The organism is Acidovorax sp. (assembly GCF_046341535.1).
Taxonomy (GTDB): Bacteria; Pseudomonadota; Gammaproteobacteria; order Burkholderiales; family Burkholderiaceae_C; genus Acidovorax.
Window position 1 is genome coordinate 1 of record NZ_JBKDRI010000076.1, and the last position, 19,107, is coordinate 19,107.

At 66.1% G+C, this 19,107-nt stretch carries 17 protein-coding genes; 10 read left to right on the plus strand and 7 right to left on the minus strand.

The genetic code is table 11. The annotated features are described in order from the left end of the window. Both aspS and nudB read left to right on the plus strand, forming a co-directional pair. Window positions 1–1,452 (plus strand): aspartate--tRNA ligase (gene aspS / locus ACK543_RS05070; protein ID WP_409941762.1); only part of this gene is annotated, 1,452 nt, incomplete at its 5' end. 539 nt (window positions 1,453–1,991) lie between these two features. After that, window positions 1,992–2,474, plus strand: coding sequence for a dihydroneopterin triphosphate diphosphatase (gene nudB / locus ACK543_RS05075; RefSeq protein ID WP_409941763.1), 483 nt, complete (start codon window positions 1,992–1,994; stop codon window positions 2,472–2,474). A 30-nt stretch (window positions 2,475–2,504) separates the two neighbouring features. Here nudB and ACK543_RS05080 read toward each other — a convergent pair whose 3' ends face one another. Next, window positions 2,505–4,271, minus strand: coding sequence for a response regulator (locus tag ACK543_RS05080; protein WP_409941764.1), 1,767 nt, complete (start codon window positions 4,269–4,271; stop codon window positions 2,505–2,507). Between the two features lie 124 nt (window positions 4,272–4,395). Here ACK543_RS05080 and ACK543_RS05085 point away from each other — a divergent pair, with 124 nt between their 5' ends. From ACK543_RS05085 to ACK543_RS05120, 8 genes are all read left to right on the plus strand, one after another. Then, the gene (locus tag ACK543_RS05085; RefSeq protein ID WP_409941765.1) at window positions 4,396–5,133 is read left to right on the plus strand and encodes an endonuclease/exonuclease/phosphatase family protein; all 738 of its coding nucleotides are present in this window, start codon (window positions 4,396–4,398) and stop codon (window positions 5,131–5,133) included. Window positions 5,134–5,279: 146 nt separating this feature from the next. Next, the gene (gene clsB / locus ACK543_RS05090) at window positions 5,280–6,521 is read left to right on the plus strand and encodes a cardiolipin synthase ClsB (protein ID WP_409941778.1); all 1,242 of its coding nucleotides are present in this window, start codon (window positions 5,280–5,282) and stop codon (window positions 6,519–6,521) included. Window positions 6,522–6,688: 167 nt separating this feature from the next. Further along, window positions 6,689–7,417 (plus strand): GTP cyclohydrolase I, encoded by a 729-nt coding sequence (gene folE / locus ACK543_RS05095; protein WP_409941766.1) that lies wholly within the window; start codon window positions 6,689–6,691, stop codon window positions 7,415–7,417. Window positions 7,418–7,419: 2 nt separating this feature from the next. Continuing rightward, window positions 7,420–7,842, plus strand: a complete 423-nt coding sequence (locus ACK543_RS05100; RefSeq protein WP_409941767.1) for a BLUF domain-containing protein — start codon at window positions 7,420–7,422, stop codon at window positions 7,840–7,842. Between the two features lie 249 nt (window positions 7,843–8,091). Beyond that, window positions 8,092–8,973 carry an EamA family transporter gene (locus ACK543_RS05105; RefSeq protein ID WP_409941768.1) on the plus strand — a complete coding sequence of 294 codons (882 nt, stop codon included), beginning with the start codon at window positions 8,092–8,094 and terminating at the stop codon, window positions 8,971–8,973. A 25-nt stretch (window positions 8,974–8,998) separates the two neighbouring features. Next, window positions 8,999–9,886 (plus strand): DUF429 domain-containing protein, encoded by an 888-nt coding sequence (locus tag ACK543_RS05110; protein ID WP_409941769.1) that lies wholly within the window; start codon window positions 8,999–9,001, stop codon window positions 9,884–9,886. A gap of 171 nt (window positions 9,887–10,057) precedes the next feature. Then, a complete protein-coding gene (locus ACK543_RS05115; protein WP_409941770.1) occupies window positions 10,058–10,276 on the plus strand; it encodes a hypothetical protein in 219 nt (72 codons plus the stop codon). Window positions 10,277–10,403: 127 nt separating this feature from the next. Continuing rightward, complete coding sequence (locus tag ACK543_RS05120; protein ID WP_409941771.1) at window positions 10,404–11,075, plus strand: histidine phosphatase family protein; 672 nt, start codon at window positions 10,404–10,406, stop codon at window positions 11,073–11,075. 53 nt (window positions 11,076–11,128) lie between these two features. Here ACK543_RS05120 and ACK543_RS05125 read toward each other — a convergent pair whose 3' ends face one another. The 6 genes from ACK543_RS05125 to ACK543_RS05150 all read right to left on the minus strand — a co-directional run bounded on the left by ACK543_RS05125 (window position 11,129) and on the right by ACK543_RS05150 (window position 18,784). Continuing rightward, window positions 11,129–12,472, minus strand: coding sequence for a tetratricopeptide repeat protein (locus tag ACK543_RS05125; RefSeq protein WP_409941772.1), 1,344 nt, complete (start codon window positions 12,470–12,472; stop codon window positions 11,129–11,131). Window positions 12,473–12,608: 136 nt separating this feature from the next. Further along, on the minus strand, window positions 12,609–13,217 hold the full coding sequence (locus ACK543_RS05130; protein ID WP_409941773.1) for a hypothetical protein: 609 nt from the start codon (window positions 13,215–13,217) through the stop codon (window positions 12,609–12,611). 220 nt (window positions 13,218–13,437) lie between these two features. Continuing rightward, a complete protein-coding gene (locus ACK543_RS05135) occupies window positions 13,438–14,841 on the minus strand; it encodes an amidase (RefSeq protein ID WP_409941774.1) in 1,404 nt (467 codons plus the stop codon). A 435-nt stretch (window positions 14,842–15,276) separates the two neighbouring features. Further along, window positions 15,277–16,767, minus strand: a complete 1,491-nt coding sequence (locus ACK543_RS05140) for an ABC transporter substrate-binding protein (RefSeq protein ID WP_409941775.1) — start codon at window positions 16,765–16,767, stop codon at window positions 15,277–15,279. A gap of 89 nt (window positions 16,768–16,856) precedes the next feature. Beyond that, the gene (locus tag ACK543_RS05145) at window positions 16,857–17,729 is read right to left on the minus strand and encodes an ATP-binding cassette domain-containing protein (RefSeq protein WP_409941776.1); all 873 of its coding nucleotides are present in this window, start codon (window positions 17,727–17,729) and stop codon (window positions 16,857–16,859) included. 17 nt (window positions 17,730–17,746) lie between these two features. Next, window positions 17,747–18,784, minus strand: coding sequence for an ABC transporter ATP-binding protein (locus ACK543_RS05150; protein WP_409941777.1), 1,038 nt, complete (start codon window positions 18,782–18,784; stop codon window positions 17,747–17,749). Window positions 18,785–19,107: the final 323 nt, after the last annotated feature.

The following is a 19,107-nucleotide window of genomic DNA, read 5'->3' on the forward strand; positions in this document are numbered from 1 at the left end:
AACCTGTCGGAGACCGTGCGCCTGACGCACCGCGTGCTCGACCTGCGCCGCCCGCAGATGCAGCGCAACCTGCGCCTGCGCTACAAGGTGGCCATCGAGGTGCGCAAGTTCCTCGACGAGCAGGGCTTCATCGACATCGAGACGCCCATGCTCACCAAGAGCACGCCCGAGGGCGCGCGCGACTACCTCGTGCCCAGCCGCGTGCACGACGGGCAGTTCTTCGCGCTGCCGCAGTCGCCGCAGCTGTTCAAGCAGCTGCTGATGGTGGCCGGCTTCGACCGCTACTACCAGATCACCAAGTGCTTCCGCGACGAGGACCTGCGCGCCGACCGCCAGCCCGAGTTCACGCAGATCGACATCGAGACCAGCTTCCTGACCGAGCACGAGATCCGCGCCGTCACCGAGGCGATGATCCGCACCGTGTTCCGCAAGACGCTGGGCACGGAGCTGCCGGTCTACGCCGAGATGACCTACGCCGAGGCCATGCACCGGTACGGCTCCGACAAGCCCGACCTGCGCGTGAAGCTGCAGTTCACCGAGCTGACCGACGTCATGCGCGACGTCGACTTCAAGGTCTTCTCGGGCCCGGCTACCACGCCGGGCGGCCGCGTCGTGGCCCTCAAGGTGCCGGGCGGCGGCGAGATGAGCCGCGGCGAGATCGACGCCTACACCGAGTTCGTCAAGATCTACGGCGCCAAGGGCCTGGCCTGGATCAAGGTCAACGACGCCGGCAAGGGCCGCGACGGCCTGCAGAGCCCGATCGTGAAGAACCTGCACGACGCCGCCATCGCCGAGGTCATCGCGCGCACGGGCTGCAGGAACGGCGACCTGCTGTTCTTCGGCGCCGACAAGGCCAAGGTCGTCAACGACGCCATCGGCGCGCTGCGCCTGAAGATCGGCCACAGCGAGTTCGGCCGTCAGCACGGCCTGTTCGAGGAGGGCTGGAAGCCGCTGTGGGTGGTGGACTTCCCGATGTTCGAGTTCGACGAGGACAGCCAGCGCTGGAACTCTGTTCATCACCCTTTCACCAGCCCCAAGGATGGCCACGAGGACTGGATGGTGACCGCACCCGAGAAGTGCATCTCCAAGGGCTACGACATGGTGCTCAACGGCTGGGAAATGGGAGGCGGCTCGGTCCGTATCCACCGTGCCGACGTGCAGCAAAAAGTGTTTGATGCGCTCAAGATCACACCGGAAGAAGCGCAACTCAAGTTCGGCTTCCTGCTCGATGCGCTGCAGTACGGTGCGCCTCCGCACGGCGGCCTGGCGTTTGGCCTCGATCGCATCGTCACGCTGATGACCGGTGCCGAGTCGATCCGCGACGTGATTGCCTTCCCCAAGACCCAGCGCGCCCAGTGTCTGCTGACCCAGGCGCCAAGCCCCGTGGACGAGAAGCAACTGCGCGAACTGCACATCCGACTTCGTAATCCCGATGCCGTGAAGGCTGCCTGACGTTGCCGGACCTTCCGGGCTGCTTTTCAGGTCAGCCGTCACAGCCGGTGCTGGCTCGAACGCCACAAACAAGGGCAGGTTACCCAAAAAACGGCAGTTGGATGCAATTGCCAGCGCTGCTGTTGGGGTGCCAGGCAAGGCGCGACGACGCGGCAGGCTTGTGCCTGCAAGGAGGAGCAACACCGCATGGCGCTCCAAAAGCGGCGCTGGCAAATGCATAGCGCTGTCACCCCCAAGGTGAGACTGCAAAAACAACCCAAGGCTCGAGTCCATGCGGTATGCGCCAAGATGACAAGCGGTCAACTGCCGTTTTTAGGGTTAATGGCCACGAGTTTGCTGGATACCCGCAAGCGCCGGGTGGTCCAGGCTGGCGCGTGGCAGGCCAAGGCACTGTGGCCTCGTGGGCTGTGCCCCAGGGCGGAGTGTGCGTTGGTGGGGACCCCGGTCGGGCGGGGCAGCGGCATCTGAGCGCAGACCGTCGGCCGCTTGCCATCACGCACGCCACAAGCACCATGGGCGCCAGCATGTCACCGCCAGTCATGCCACCCAACGAAGCCGGACCTGACCGCAAGTTCAAGCTGCCTGAATCGGTGCTGGTCGTGATCCACACGCCGGCGCTGGATGTGCTGCTGATCCGCCGCACCGGTGGCGACGGGCACTGGCAGTCCGTCACCGGCAGCAAGGACCATCCTGGCGAACCCTTTGAAGTGACGGCTGCCCGTGAGGTGGCCGAGGAAACCGGCATCGACGCGCATGGGCCCGGCTGCGTGCTGACGGACTGGTTCCTGGAGAATCACTACGACATCTGGCCCCAGTGGCTGCACCGGTACGCGCCCGGTGTGGTGCGCAATCGTGAACGCGTGTTTGGCCTGTGCGTACCGATGGGGACGCCCGTGGTGCTCAACCCGCGCGAGCACGACGACCATTGCTGGCTGCCCTGGCCATTGGCCGCCGACCGGTGCTTTTCCGCTTCCAACGCCGAGGCCTGCCTTCTGTTGCCGCGGTATCGCCCAGGGGGCTGAAGCGGCTGCGGATGCAGACCTGTCGGGGGCTCAGGCTGGGGGGTCTACGCGCAACAACGGGGCAGAGTCGGCTTCGGGAGGCGCATCCCGCGCTTCGTCGCCGTCCAGGGGCGGGAGTTCAGCCGGGGATGTTGCGGACTGCAACGCATCTTCGCCAGGGGTGCGCACCCGCAACGCCATGCCGCCCGGCGTGCGTTCGCTGTCTTGCCCCAGGATGGCGCGAATGGGAGTGCTTCCCATGCGCTTGCGCAGTCTGCTGATACTTTCCTGAAGCGCGTCGGCTGTGGGCATACGGTCGCGCTGGCGCAGCAGCACTTGCTGCGACATGTCCACCAACTTGGTGTTCAGCGTTTGGTCGGCTTCTTTCAAAAGCGCCTCAACCGCGCTGGTGGGGTCGCCAGCCAGGGTCTTGGCCATCGCCAGTTCTGCCGCTTTGTTGATGTGCACCAGCGATTCGCGCACGATCTCGCGGTAGCGTTCGTGCCCGGTGCAGGCGTTGGCCAGCAGCTCGCTCAGCCCGCGTGTGTTGGCATAGCGCATGCCGAGCGTGCGGATCCAGCTCTCGCCTTCGTCCAGGTCGATGGACGTCACCGCCAGCACCGACAGCAGGCTGGCAAAGTTGCAGGCCGCTTCGAAGTCGAAGCTCGACGTGGTGATCTCGCGGGCCATGCCACGAATGGCTTCCACCGCTTTGGAGAACTGCCGCTGCTGGATCAGCTGCAGCGTATTGGCCACGGCGACAAATCGTTGCACGCGTGTGCTGGATGGGTGCCGCTCCATGACCCTGGCGAAGTCGGCCATGCAGCGTTCGACCCCCTTGCGGTCGTTATCCGCAAAATAGGAAAACGTAAGCACCACGAGCGACTGGAAGTCGAACATTTTGGAATCGATGCCCAGGATCACCGCGCGCGACAGCACCTTGGTGGTGGTCGCGAGGTCGCCCATGTAGTACGACATCATTCCAAGCTTCTGCAGCCGGACCACCGAGTCGGGCGTCAGGCTGCTGGCCGTGCGGTAGGTCTCGATGGCCTGCGCAAAGTTGCCCAGCTCCACCTGCGCCCGCCCGAGTACGTCGTAGGCGTCGGCAAACGAGGCGTCCTCACCGATCAGGCCTTGCAGGGTGGTCACGGCGCGGGCCGTATGACCGGATTCGATCTGGGTGCGCGCCACACCCAGCTTGGCCCAGGGCAGGGCGCGCGCGGCAATCACGGCCTCAAACAGCGTGCGCGCCTCTTCGTGCTGCCCCAGGCGCAGAAACAGCTCCGAGCCAATGCGGGCCGCATACAGCCAGTAGGGTTGGCGGGTTTCAAAACGCTCCACGCACAGCGCTGCCGCGCGCACGAAGTCCTCGGCTTCAATGGCCTCAAAAATGGGCTCGAGGTGGACCTTGCGCAGCCGGGCCAGGCTCAGGCGTTCGAACAGTGCGCTGGGGGTGAAAGGCTTGAGCAGGTAGCCATCCAGCGCTGACTCGGCCGCCTCGGCCACTGCGGCGTACGACGCTTCGGCCGTCACCATGAAGAATACGGTGGAAAACGGCAGCAGCTGCGCCCGGCGCAATTCGTCCAGCAGCGTTTGGCCCGAATACCCGCCCTCGCCAAAGTACTGCTCGCACAGCACAAAGTCGAACACGGTGTGTTCCAGCCGGTTGCGAGCGTCCTGCACGCGGCTGCACTGCACGATACGGCCCACTCCGTAATCGCGCAACTGGCCGACCAAAATGCTGCGTGAAGTCGGATTGCTGTCGACGATCAGTGCCTGCATCTGCGAGGCTGCGGAGGTTACTTTCTCAAGGGCCATCGGAAGGAGTGTGTCCGCGGTCGGCGCGGTTGGGATTTGGGTCCTTCAGTGTAGTGGAGCGCAGGAGCCTGGAGCGGTTAAATGGACGCTGTGGGAGCGGGCGTGGATGCGACACAATCCGTCCATGCAGAACGACGACATCCTGCGGGTGGTTACTTACAACATCCACAAAGGCGTGCAGGGCCTGGGGCCCGCGCGGCGGCTGGAGATCCACAACCTGGGGCTGGCGGTGGAGCAGCTCGATGCCGACATCGTGTGCCTGCAGGAAGTGCGCAAACTGCATCGGCGCGAACAACAGTATTTCCAGAGTTGGCCTGATGTGCCACAGGCCGAATACCTGGCGCCCGATGGCTACGAGGCCGTCTATCGCACCAACGCGATCACCAGGCACGGAGAACACGGCAACGCGCTGCTCTCGCGCTGGCCTGTGGTTGGTCACCAGCATGAGGATATTTCGGACCACCGTTTCGAGCAGCGGGGCCTGCTGCATGTGGAGGTGGACGCCCATGGCCGCCGCATGCATGTCATCGTGGTGCATCTGGGGCTGATCCCTGGCAGCCGGGTGCGCCAGGTGGAGCGCTTGCAGCGATTCATCGACCGCGAGGTGCCGCCAGCGGCACCGCTGATTGTGGCGGGCGACTTCAATGACTGGGGGCAACAACTGCGCCGCATGCTTGGGGCGATGGCGCTGTTCGAGTTTGATGCTCCGCGCGCTTTCACGTTTCCGGCGCGGCTGCCGCTGGCGCAACTGGACCACGTTTACGTGCGGGGCCTGACGCCATTGTCGCTGGACGTGCCGCGCGGGCGGACGTGGTGGCGCATGTCTGACCACCTGCCGCTGATTGCCGAATTCGGGATTTGAAGGCCCCATGAGCTGGTGCGCAATGATTGCCCGGGATGAGCGCATGCCTTCGGTCACTGGCAGCGCCGGTGTCACCGTGGTGGCAGTGTGGCCGCGCGCCGGTGGTACGGGTGCTTGGCCCTGCGTACAAGTGCCTGGGGGCTGACATGATCGCGCATCCATCTGTCGCAGCGAGCGAAGCCGTATTGGCCCAGGACCACCAGGTTCGGCTGTTGCAGGGCACCGAGGAGCTCTTTCCGGCACTGATCGCCGCCATGGATATGGCGCTCTCGGACATTCGGTTCGAAACCTACATCTTCGATTTCACCGCCAGCGGCGCTGCCGTGGCACAGGCTTTGATGCGGGCCGCCCGGCGGGGAGTGCGGGTGCAGCTGGTGGTGGACGGCGTGGGCACCGGGGCCCTGCCTGCGCTGTGGGCCGATGCCTTTGGGGCGGCGGGCGTGCAGTACCGCGTGTATTCGCCGCCCGGCCGGTTGGGGCTGTTGTTGCCCGAGCGCTGGCGTCGCCTGCACCGCAAGCTGTGCGTGGTTGATGACTGCCTGCTGTTTTGTGGCGGCATCAACGTGCTGGATGATCTTCACGACCCCAATCATGGCGCGCTGCAGGCCCCGCGCTTTGACTTTGCAGTGCAGGCGACTGGCAGATTGGTGAAGTCGGCCAGCGAGGCCATGGAGCAGCTGTGGTGGCGCATGCAGGCTATGGATGAAGCCCGTCAGCGCCGCCTGCCCGCCGCGCTGGGTTCGCTGCGCGCGGCCGCTGCGGCCAGGCAAGCTGCGCGGCAGGCTGACCAGGCAGCAACGTCTGTACGGGCTGCGCTGGTGCTGCGCGACAACGTGCACAACCGCAGCCGTATCGAGAAGGCGTACCTGAGGGCCATCGGCGGGGCGCGACACGAAATCATCATCGCCAACGCGTACTTCTTGCCCGGTCGGCGGCTGCGCCGCGCACTGGTCTTGGCTGCACGCCGCGGTGTGCGGGTGCGCTTGCTGCTGCAGGGGCGCTACGAGTACTTCATGCAGTACCACGCGGCGCGCCCGGTGTATGGCAAGCTGCTCGACGCGGGGGTGGAGATTCACGAATATGCACCGAGTTTTCTGCATGCCAAGGTGGCCGTGATCGACGCGCTGGGCGATCGGCCCTGGGCCACGGTGGGATCGTCCAACCTGGACCCGCTCAGCCTGCTACTGGCCCGCGAGGCCAATGTGGTGGTCGAAGACGCAGCCTTTGCTGCTGACCTGCGCCAGCGTCTGCTCAATGCCATCGCGCATGCGGGCCACCGCATGGACCCGGCCCGCTATGCCGGGCGTCCGCTGCGACAGCGTGCGCTGGATTGGGTCGCGTTTGGACTGATGCGGCTGGCGCTGTGGGCGGCCGGGCGGCGCTACTGACCCCTGGGTGAGTGGGGTCGATATCTGGCAGTAGCTGCTGTCGCCTGTAGCCTGAATGCACATCATGCTGCTATCGATATGATAGCTTCTGACGCCTGCGAAGCTTGCCATTCATGCTGAAAGTTCTTGTCATTCGGCATTGACGAATCACTGTTACGATTGTTCTCATGAACAGCCCTACCGCCGCCAACATGCTGCCTGTCCCCATCGATGACGAAGGCACCCCCGTCTCCGTCAAGATCCGCGAGCGCCTTGCTGCGGCGCGCAGGCGTTTTCACGCCAACGACAACATTGCAGAATTCATCGAGCCGGGCGAGCTGGAAAAACTGCTCGACGAGGTTGAGGTCAAGATGCAGGGCGTGCTTGACAGCCTGGTCATCGACACGGACGGTGACCACAACACCAACGACACGGCACGTCGTGTGGCCAAGATGTACCTCAACGAGGTCTTCAAGGGGCGCTACGTCGACCAGCCGCCCATCACCGAATTTCCAAACGCCGAGCATCTCAACGAGCTCATGATCGTGGGGCCCCTGACGGTGCGCAGCGCCTGCAGCCACCACTTTTGCCCTGTCATCGGCAAGATCTGGATCGGGGTCATGCCCAACGAGCACACCAACGTGATCGGCCTGTCCAAATACGCGCGTCTGGTGGACTGGATCATGGGCCGTCCCCAGATTCAGGAGGAAGCCGTGGTGCAGCTGGCCGACCTCATCATGGAGAAGACCCAGCCCGATGGCCTGGCCATCGTCATGGAGGCCAGCCACTTTTGCATGTCCTGGCGCGGTGTGCGCGACACGGACAGCCGCATGATCAACTCGGTCATGCGCGGCGTTTTCCTCAAGGACAGCGCCCTTCGCCGAGAATTTCTGTCTCTCATGCCCCGAAAGAACTGACCATGCTCGTACGCCTGCTCTATGCCAGCCGCGCGGTGGACACATCGCCGGAAGCGATCGAAGCCATCCTTTCCCAGTCGCGCCAGCACAACCCTGGCAGCGGCATCACCGGCGTGCTCTGCTACGGAGGCGGCGTGTTCCTGCAGGCGATCGAAGGTGGACGCTCGGCGGTGAGCGAACTTTATGGCCACATCCAGCAGGACAAACGCCATAAGCACGTGGAGTTGCTGCACTACGAAGAGATTTTCGAGCGCCGCTTCGCGGGCTGGACCATGGGCCAGGTCAACCTTTCCAAGATCAACCACTCGATTTTGCTGCGGTACTCCGAACGCCCCGAACTGGACCCATACTCCGTGTCGGGCAAGGTGTCGTTTGCGCTGCTCGAAGAACTGATGGCCACGGCCTCCATCATCGGCAGGGCATAAGCAGGAACACCCCCCTGAGTCGCTGCGCGCCTTCCCCCCGCTCTCGCATCGCTGCGCGAAGCGGGCAGGGGGACGCCACCAGTGCGGCGGGGCGGCCCTTGCACGGTGACCGCGGGTCTCGGCCACGCCAGTTTCCGCTGGTGTGGGCGGGGCGCAGTCTTTGAATCGATAAACTCCGCTCGGCACATCAAGCCGCAGCCCCGACGGCGCTGCGGCTTTTTGCACTCCAGCCGCTCGTTTTTTTAGCCAGTGACCCCCACCGCCTTCGCCCTCATCATCCTGGCCGGGCTGATCCATGCCTGTTGGAACATTGCTGCCAAGAAAGCGGGGGGCGATGCGCGGTTTGCGTTCTTCACCTCGGTACTGATGATGCTGTTTTGGGCGCCGCTGGGCTGGTGGCTGGGGCGCGATGCGGTGCCGATGTGGGGCGCAGTGGAGTGGGGCGTGGTGGCGGCCAGCGGTGTGCTGCATGTGGCTTACTACGTGATCTTGCTGCGCGGCTACCGCAAGGCGGATCTCACGGTGGTGTATCCGCTGGCGCGGGGCTCGGGGCCGCTGTTGTCGTCGCTGGTGGCCATCACGCTGCTGGGCGAGCAGATTTCAGCGCTGGGGGCCCTGGGCATCGCGGGCGTGGTGGGTGGGGTTTTCCTGATTGCCGGAGGCCCCGGTCTGCTGCGGGCCGCGCACGACCCGGCCGCCCGCGCGCGTGTGCACAAAGGCATGGCCTATGGGCTGCTGACCGGCGCGTTCATTGCCAGCTACACGGTGGTGGATGGCTATGCGGTCAAGTTCCTGCTGATGTCGCCCATTTTGGTGGACTACATGGGTAACTTCGTGCGCCTGGGGTTGCTGGCCCCCGTGGTGCTGCGCGACCTGCCCACCGCCCGCACGCTGTGGCTCGCGCAGTGGCGTTTCGCGCTGCTGGTGGCGGTGGTCAGCCCTGTGGCGTACGTGCTGGTGCTCTATGCCATGCAGCAGGCGCCCCTGTCGCATGTGGCTCCGGCGCGCGAGGTGTCCATGCTGTTTGCCGCGCTGATCGGCGGGCACCTGCTGGGCGAGGGCGACCGGCTGGCGCGCATTCTGGGGGCGGTCTGCATTGCCGCCGGGGTGAGCGCACTGGCTCTCGGTTGAGGCCATTGCGTGCAATATGGAGCCCATGGCACACACTCCCTTATCACCACCCACACCGAGCGTCGTGGGGTGCGACTTCTCCAGCAGCCCCACGCGCCGCAAGCCCATCGTGCTGGCCATCGGTCAGCGCCAGGGCGCGCGCGTGCAGCTTCATGCGCTGGAGCGCTTTGAAACCCTGGCTGCGTTGGTGCACTGGCTGGCGCGTCCGGGTGACTGGGTGGGCGGGTTCGATCTGCCCTTTGGCCTGCCGCGCGAGCTGGTGCAGGCGCTGGGCTGGCCGACCGACTGGCTGGCCTGCATGCAGCATTACCGCCACCTCAGCCGCGCGCAGATCCGCGACCAGTTCGCGGCCTTTTGCAATGCGCGGCCGGTGGGCGGCAAGTTCGCCCACCGCGCCACCGACGGCCCCGCAGGCTCCAGCCCGTCGATGAAATGGGTGAATCCGCCCGTGGCCTACATGCTGCACGCGGGCTTGCCGCTGCTGCTGGATGCAGGCGTGCACCTGCCGGGCCTGCACACCGGCGACCCGCGTCGCGTGGCGCTGGAGGCCTACCCCGGCCTGCTGGCGCGGGAGGTGCTGCAGCGGCGCAGCTACAAAAGCGACGACACCGCCAAGCAGACGGCCGACCGCCTGATCGCCCGCAAGGACCTGGTCAACGCGCTGGAGCTGGGCCAGACGCGCCTGGCCCTGTCGCTCAAGCTCAGCCACGCGCAGCGCGACGCGCTGGTGGCCGATGCCAGCGGCGACAGCCTGGATGCCGTGCTCTGCCTCCTGCAGGCCGGCTGGGCGCAGCAGCGCCATGCCGAGGGCGATGCCCTGTACGGCCTGCCGCCAGGGCTGGACCCGCTGGAAGGCTGGATCGTGACGGCTGAAACGGATGCGCGCTCCATCATGGAGAACGGTTCGGGCTGAGCCTGGCCACGCCTTGCGCGGCGCTTCGACAAACTCAGCGTGAAAGGTTGTGCGGGTTGGGCGGTACCTTGGCAGGCCGAGCTGTGATCCTCCAATCCACCGCTTTTCCAGGCATCGTCCCGGCGCAGTCTGTGTAGCCTGGCCGGGCTTCACTGGATGCTTTGTTTGCCCATGCCTTTTGCCCCCCGCCTTTGGTTCGCGCTGGTTTGGCTGACCCCGCTGCTGGTGCAAGCCGCCCCCGCTCCCTGGTACTACTGGCGCAGTCTGGTTGATGGCAGCCTGGTGTGCGCGCAAACCGCGCCCGGCCACGGGTGGGAGCGCGACAGTGCAGCCTTCGAAGGCCCGGGCTGCCAGCCCCGTCGCAGGCTCATCGTTGTGCCCCTGCGCTGACCGGTGGGGCTGCAGGCGCATGCGCTCAGGCCTTTTGTTATAAAAACGATAGCTATCAAGGTTTGTGCAGCAAGCGCTCGTGGCTGAATTTACTTACAATCTTGAGCATGCATCCGATCAGGGTCCGATGACCGAACTCATCCTCATCCGCCATGGTGAAACCGACTGGAACCGCGAGTTGCGCTTTCAGGGCCATATCGATGTGCCCCTGAATGCCATCGGCCACGAACAGGCCCGCCGCCTCGCCCAGCGCCTGGCGGCAGACCGGCCTGACGTGCACCACCTGGTCTGCAGCGACCTGGTGCGTACCCGCCAGACGGCCCAGCCCAGCCTGGAAGTGCTGTTCCCACAGGCCCGCATCGACACCCTGACCGACAGCAGCCTGCGCGAGCAGAGCTTTGGTGTGGTCGAGGGGATGCGGGTGGATGACATCAAGGAACAACATGCCGACGCGTGGGCCCAGTGGCTGCGCTTTGAGGCTGACTACGGCATGCCCGGCGGTGAAACCACGCGCCAGTTCCACACCCGCGTGATGGACGCCTTGCGCCGCATCGCCCTGCAGCACGCGGGCCGGACGGTGATGGTGGTCACCCACGGTGGCGTGCTCGACATGGTCTGGCGCACGGCGCGGGGCACGGGGCTGCATGGCCCACGCCAGAGCGACATCCCCAACGCCGGATTCAACCGTGTGCGGGTGGATGCCGACACGGTGCAAGTGCTGGACTGGGCCGATGTTCGGCACCTGGCGGATTTGCCGGAGCAGCCGGTGTACGACCAGAAAGGCCTGCTCGAGCGCTGACGCGCTGCACGCGCTGCACGCGCTGCACGCGCTGCGCCTCGGTACAAGGATCGTCAGCGTCCGGCGTGCAGGCCCAGCGCCGCGTTCGCGCAGCGCACCTGCCGAGCCAGCCGCGCCGACTCGGGCTGTGCATTCACCAGGGGCTGCAAAACGTTCTGCACGGCTGCCCACTGCCCGTTGCGCTGCAACGCATCCAGCCAGATCTGCTGGAACAGGTCGCGCTGGGCATGGCTGCCGCCAATCTCCACCAGCCGCGGCAGGGCCGCGCCCAGTTGTTCGACCGCCGTGGCCCAGTCGCCTTGCGCGTGGGCCAGCAGGCCGTGCGCAGCGGGCACGCACACCTGCTGCCACACCGTGCGCTCGTGCGCCTCGGTGCGGGTGGCGGCGTGCGCGGCGATGTTGCCCAGCAGCGTGCGCGCGGCGGCGGTGCGCCCGGCACGGGCCAGGCCGTACAGGTATTGCAGGTCCAGAAACGGCAGCACATGGTCTGCCAGGCGCAGGGCCAGGTGGTCGGCCACGTCGGCCCAGCGATGGCCCACATCCACACCCGCCAGCTCCAGCCGGGCCAGCAGCGACACGGCGCCGATCTGGTCCTGCGTGTAGTCCTTGACCACGCCCCAGACCTGCTGGTCGTACAGCGCCAGCACCTCGGCGTGGCGGTCCTGCTCCAGCAAAAACAGCGCCTGATGCCACCAGTTGTGCGTGACCATGAAGGAGTTCAGGCCCGTCCAGGTGTCGCTCACACTGGCCATGAAATCGGTACCTTCGCGGATGCGGCCTTGGGTCAGCATCACATGGGCCAGGGCATGGTGGGCCCAGGGCTCCTTGCGGCACAGGGTGATGGCGTGGCGCGCGGCGGCCTCGGCCTCGGGCAGCCGGTGGCACTGCTCCCAGCCAAAAGCAAGCATGCCGTGCAGGTAGGGCACCTCGGCGGCCGCGGGCAGGGCATGCAGGGCCAGGCGCAGCATGCCAGGAGAATCGCCGCGGTTGAACCGGTGGTACTGGCCGAGCTTGAGCGACGCCAGGTCGCGCGGGTGCAGCCGGGCCTGTTCGTCGTGCAGCGCCATGGCGCGGGGCAGGTCACCGTCCACCCACGCCGCCACGGCAGCGACCAAGCGCTGTTCGCGATCGGTGGCATGCGGGGCGTGCGCCAGCGCTCGCTCGATGAAAGGGCGGGCATGGGTGGGGCCCTGGGCAGATTCGGCAAACATGTGCAGTGCCGCGCAGTACGCCTGCACCAGTGCGCTGGGGTCATTGGCCGCATGCAGCAGCACGTTCACGGCACGTGCCTCGCAGGCGATGAAGCCTTCGATGAAGTCGTTCAGCGCGGGCAGGCTCTCGGGATCGTGCAGGGTGACGGGGTTGCCGAGGCTGTCGGTCGGTGGGCGGCGTTGCATGGGAGTGTGTGGGCGGCCACTTATGCGGGCACGTCTTGAACCCAACCGTAGCGTTCGGGCTCGGCTTGTCGAAGCCTTGTGCCGCGCTTGGCCCGGCTCAGCGTAAAGGGTTTGCCGTGGTGCAAGCGCGTGGGCATCAGCCACCCTGGATGAGTGCCAGGTACGCCTTGCGCGTGGCGGGCGATACCGAGGCCACCAGTTGATCGTGCGGTGTCTTGTGGCGGGCCAGCATGCGGGCGGTGGCAATGGTCTTGGATTTGCAGTACCAGTGGCAGGTGTGCTGCAGCAGAAACAGCTCGGCCGTCATCATGTAGGCCCGGTCCTTGGGGGACAGGTGGCCTGCGTTTTGCACCACGCCAGCGACCCCTTGGGCGTGAATCGCCAGCGCGCGGCGCATGTCGAACGTGAAGCTGGGCAGCAGTGTCTCGGCAAAAGGCAGTGCAATGGCCAGGCGACTGACGCGCGCGCGCGTTTCGTCCACTTTGGAGAAATCGGCCGCCAACTGGGTGAGCTGCTCGCTCAACTGCGATTCGGTGGTGCTCAGCAGGTTCCAGATCTGCATGCGGCGCTCGTCCGTGGGCTCGCCCAGGGCGCGCAGGTAGCCGTCGGTCAGCGCCTCCATGAGCTTTTCAATCTGGAAGTTGCCCAGATGTCTGCCCAGCAGCGCGATGCGTCTGCGCTGCTCCTTGGCATTGAGCATGAAGGTGCCGGTGGCGATGAGGATCGCCATGATGAGGATGTCCATGCGCTGGGGCCGTGTCGGGGTTACAGATTCGCCATTGTGGCAAATGCGGCCATTCCTAGGAGCCTGTCGGACTTGGAAATCGTCGGCTGCAAATCGACCGCAGCGGTCCATTTATAACCGCCTTTTTGCCCCATAGCTCGGCTATGGGGCTGCAAATTCGGCAAAAAATGTCCTCGCTGGGGCCGATTTTCGCTTTCGACGCTCCAAGTCCGACAGGCTCCTAGGCCAGGGGTGGTTTTGGCCAGGGCCGCTGGGGTGCACGGATCAGCTCGAACGCGCGCGCCACTTGCAGTACGCCCAGGTCGTCAAAGCGCGCTCCGGCAATCTGTAGCCCGATGGGCAGGCCCGCCCGGGTGTAGCCGCAGTTGACCGACGCGGCGGGTTGCTCGGACATATTGAACGGCACCGTGAAGCCGATGTGCTCCAGCGGGCGCAGCGGGTCATTGGTGGGCGAGGGCAGCTCGGCCGGGAAGGCCACGTTGGGGGCCACCGGCGAGATGACGTAGTCGAACGCGCTGCAGGCCTGGGTCGCGGCCACCCGTGTCAGATGAAACTGCTGGCTGGCGTTGAACACGTCGGTGCCACTCATGGTGGCGGCGCTGTCGGCCCAGGTGCGGATGTAGGGCAGCACATTGTTGCGCCGTTCGGCGGGCAGAGCCTGCAGATCGATGTGCGAGCGCATGCGCCAGAAGTGGTCCATGCCGTCGAGCATGGCCTGGGTCATGAAGGGCTGCATGGGCACCACGGTGGCGCCCGCGCTTTCGATCAGGCGTGCGGCGTTTTCGATAGCCGCCTTCACCTCAGGGTGGACCGGCAGGCCGCAGCCTGCGTCCAGCAACAGGCCGATTCGCAGCCCGCGCAGGCGATCGGCACCCCGGTCAAACTCGCTCCAGGCGATGTTCTGCGCGGGCAGGCTCATGCTGTCGCGCGCGTCCGGCTGGCTGAGCACCTGCATCATCAGCGCGGCATCGGCCACGGTGCGCGTCATGGGGCCAGCGGCGCGGCCGGTGTAGGGCGGGTCGATGGGGATGCGGCCCAGGCTGGGCTTGAGGCTGAAGATGCCGCACCAACTGGCGGGCAGGCGCAGCGAGCCACCGATGTCGGTGCCGATGTGCAGCGGGCCATAGCCTGCCGCCGCCGCAGCGCCGCCGCCAGCGCTGGAGCCGCCCGGCCCTTTGCTCAGGTCCCAGGGGTTGCGCGACAGCGGGTGGAAGGTGGACAGGCCCGACGACAGCATCCCGTAATCGGGCATGGTGGTTTTGGCGATGAGCACAGCACCTGTCTCGCGCATGCGTGCGGCGGGGGGCGCATCGGCCACCGCAGGCTCGAGCAGGGCGGCGGCCGTGCCCAGCGGTGTGGGGTCACCCGCGGTGGCAATGTTGTCCTTGATGGTCACGGGCACCCCGTCCAGCAGACCTTGCGGCTCGCCGCGCAGCCAGCGTGCCTCGGACGCGCGGGCCTGCCCCAGCGCGGCCTCGGGGCGTAGCAGGTAGGTGGCGCAGATGTGGGGTTCCCAGCGATCGATGTGGGCCAGCACGGCCTGCGTGACCTCCACCGGCGACAGCGCGCGCTGGCGGTAGGCAGCCAGCAGTGCGTGGGCGGGCAGGTCGTGCAGGGCAGTCATGTGGTGAGTTTTATGAGTAAAAACAGCCAGTTGCGCTTGCCAGATAAGCGATGAAAGCTATTATTTTGGTAGCAACACGCTCCAGCGCTGCTCAGTCATTCACTGCGCCATGCATCACCTGCTACCTCCGAAACCGGCGCGACCCACGTACGGGCAGCCGAGCAAGGGCCGCCCCGCAGCGAGGGTTGCGTCCCCCTGCCCGCATGGCGCAGCCATGCGAGAGCGGGGGGAAGACGCGAAGCCGCTCAGGGGGGTGTCTCATCTCAGCGATCCAGCGAGTACCTCGCCACCCGCGGCCTGCGAAACCGGCGCTGCCCCGGCTCGGGCAGCCGAGCAAGGGCCGCCCCGCAGCGAGGGCTGCGTCCCCCTGCCCGCATGGCGCAGCCATGCGAGAGCGGGGGGAAGACGCGAAGCGGCTCAGGGGGGTGTCTCATTTCACCCCCACGACAGCGCCGAGAGGTCGTTCACAAACACCGGCATGTCTTTCCACAAGCCCTTGAGGTTCTTGTTGGCCACCGTGATCCACTGGTTCGAATACAGAAAGCCATGCACCGCATCGTTGGCCAGCAGGCGCTGGGCCTCGCCCAGCAGCCGCGCGCGGTCGGCGGGCCGGGCGGTGTTCTTGATCTGGTTGAACAGGTCATTGAACTTGGGCGAGTTGTAGCCCCAGTAGTAGTCGGGCTTGGCGAAGTTGCCCAGATCGAACGGCTCGACGTGGCTGACGATGGTCAGGTCGTAGTTCTTGTTGCCGTAGGTGCCCGACAGCCACTGCGCCCACTCCACGTTCTGGATTTTGGCGATGATGCCGACCTTGGCCAGTTGGGCCGCAATCACCTCGCCGCCCTGGCGGGCGTAGGGTGGCGGCGGCAGCGTGAGCGTGAGTTCCAGCGGCGTCTTGATGCCCGCTTCGGCCAGCAGCCGCTTGGACTTTTCAATGTCGAACGGGTTGATGCCCGTGGTGTCCACGTAGCCGAACGCGCCCGGCACATAGTGACTGCCAATCGGCGCGCCATAGCCGTCGCCCGCGCCTTCGATCACGGCCTTGCGGTCGATGGCCGCTGCAATGGCGCGGCGCACGCGCACGTCGTCCAGCGGCTTCCTGGCGTTATTGATGGCCAGGATGGTCTTGGCACGCGAGCCGCTCACCACCACCTGAAACTTGGGGTTGGCCTTGAACTGGGCCACGCTGCGCGGCGTCACGCGCGGGAAGGCATCCACGTCACCGGCCAGCAGGGCCGCCACCTGCGCGGCCGGGTCGGCAATGAAGCGGAAGGTGGCGCGCTTGATTTTGATGGCCTTGGCATCGCGGTACGCATCCCAGGCCGTCAGCACCACCGACGAGCCCTTGTTCCATGCCTGCAACTGGTAGGGGCCGGTGCCCACGGGCTTGGTGGCGTTGGTGTCTGCGCTCTTGGGCTCGACGATGATCGACGTGGCCTGGCCCAGCACAAACAGCAGGTCCGGGTCGATTTCCTTGTTGAGCAGCACCACGGTGTAGTCGTCCACCACCTGGGTGGTCAGGTTGGCAAACGTCCGTTTGTCCTTGTTGGTGCTTTTGTCACCGCCTGCGCGGTCAAACGCAAACTTGACGGTGGCGGCATTGAACGGCTCGCCGTTGCTGAACTTCACGTTGCGGCGCAGCTTGAATGTGTAGGTTTTGAGGTCGGGCGAGACTTCCCAGCCCTCGGCCAGCAGCGGTGACACGGTACCGTCCGCGTTGATTTTGGTGAGCGACTCGAAGATGTTGTAGTGCACGATCTCGGCAATGGCCGATGCTGCGCCCGCAGTCGGGTCCAGGCCGGGCGGCTCCAGCGTCATGGCCAGCGTGACCGCATCTTTGCGGCCCTGCGCCAGCGCGCCAAGCGGGGTGGACAGGGGCACAGCGGTAAGGGCGCCAGTGGCAAGGACGGTGCGGCGGTTGAGCATGTTCAGACTCTCCAGACAAAAAACCAGACAACGATGAGCGGACAGGAATATAGAGGCAGAACCCCTGGCCCAGTCCCGATCAAGGCTTATTACACCATCGGCTTGGCGTCGGCTTGCGCGTTCAGGTCGGCAGCCGCAGCGCGGCGCGCCCGCGCCCGGCCGGGTTGCACCTGCGGTACGGCGGCCACCAGCGACCTGGTGTATGGGTGCTGCGCGTGGCTGAACAACTCGGCGGGCGAGCCGCGCTCGACGATGCGCCCCTGGTAAAGCACCACGACCTCGTCGCACAGGTGGTTGACCACGGCCAGATCATGGCTGATGAGCAGGTAGGTGATGCCGAAGTCCTGCTGCAGATCCTGCATCAGATTGAGCACCTGGGCCTGGACCGAGACATCCAGCGCGCTGACGGGTTCATCGGCCACGATGAGTCGGGGCCGGGTGATCAGCGCCCGCGCAATGGCAATGCGCTGGCGCTGGCCGCCCGAGAATTCGTGCGGGTATTTGCCCAGGTCGCTGGTGCGCAGGCCGACCTGCGAGAGCACTGCCGCAGCCTGTTCGCGCTGTGCCGCACGGCTGGTTGTGCCCTGGGCCTGCAGCGGCTCGGTCACGATGCGCTCGACGCTCTGGCGTGGGTCCAGCGAGCCGTAGGGGTCCTGGAACACCATTTGAAAATCGCGCCGTGCGTGGCGCAGCTCGGCTGGGGGCAGCGTGTGCAGGTTGCGCCCCAGCAGATGCACGGTGCCTGCGGTGGGCGTATCCAGCGCCATCACCAGCCGGGCCAGCGTGGACTTGCCCGAGCCGGATTCGCCCACGATTGCGATGCTGCGGCCCGCCGAGACCGACAGGCTCACGCCGTCAAGCGCCCGGATCTTGCCGGGGGCGCGAAAGACATGCTCGCGCGGGAGCGTGTACTCACGCACCAGTTCGCTCACCTGCAGCAGCGGCCGGTCGGGTGGGGTCATGGGCAAGGGGTGATCGTTCATGCAGCGACCGTTGAAATCCGTGCTGCGCTGGCCGGCAAGGCTGCGTCGATGACCTCGCGGCGCAGGCAGTGCACAACATGGTCCCCGTCGGCGTCGCGGGCGATCAGGGTGGGCTCCGGCCGATCGGTGTGACAGCGGTCGGCCGTATGACTGCAGCGCCCGGCAAAGGGGCAACCTGCGGGCAGGTCGATCAGCTCGGGCACCGTGCCCGCGATGGTGGCAAGGCGCGCACGCGTGCCGGGCGCATGGACTGCGCCCAGTTGCGGGCGCGCCGCGAACAGCCCCCGCGTGTAAGGGTGCGCCATGGCCGAGAACACCGAGGCGGTGGAGCCACTCTCGACCACGCTGCCGCCGTACATCACCATCATGCGGTCCACATTCTGCGAGATCACGCCCAGGTCGTGCGAGATGAGGATCAGCGCCATGTGGCGCTCGGCCACCAGGTCGCTGATGAGGTCCAGGATCTGCTGCTGGATGGTCACATCAAGCGCCGTGGTGGGCTCGTCGGCGATCAGCAGGTCGGGCCCGCAGGCCAGGGCCATGGCAATGGTGATGCGCTGGCGCTGCCCGCCCGAAAACTGGTGCGGGTAGGCATCCAAGCGCTGCGCGGCGCTGGCAATGCCCACACGGTCGAGCAATGCAATGGCCTGGGTGCGTGCGGCCGCTGCACCCAGGCCACGGTGCAGGCGCAGGGGTTCTGCCACCTGCTGGCCAATGGTGTGCACCGGGTTGAGCGCGGTCATGGGTTCCTGAAACACCATGGCCATGCGGTTGCCTCGGATGCGGCACATCTGCGCGTCGGGCAGGTCGAGCAGCGGCTGGCCATCAAAGCGGATGCTGCCGCTGACCTGTGCGCTTTCAGGCAGCAGGCCCATCAGCGACATGGCCGTGATCGACTTGCCGCAGCCCGATTCCCCGATCAGCCCCAGCGTCTGGCCGCGCTCCAGCGAAAAGCTCACGCCGCGCACAGCATCGGCCGGGCCACGGTGTGTTTGCAGGGTGATGCGGAGGTTGGAGACTTCAAGCAAGGGCATGGCGGGCGGTGGTGATTGTGGGCCGCCACAGCGTTCCACGGGCCTGTGGAACAGGGCGCAGCCGATGACAACGCGCGTGCGAGGCGACTTCGAGGGGCATCATCCTAAAAACGGCAGTTGACCGCTTGTCATCTTGCCGCACACCGCGTGGGCTCGGGCCTTGGCTTGTTTTTGCAGCCTCACCTTTGGGGTGACAGCGCTATGCACTTGCCAGCACCGCTTTTGGAGCGCCATGCGGTGTTGATCCTCCTTGCAGGCACGAGCCTGCCGCGTCGTCGCGCCTTGCCTGGCACCCCAACAGCAGCGCTGGCAAATGCATCCAA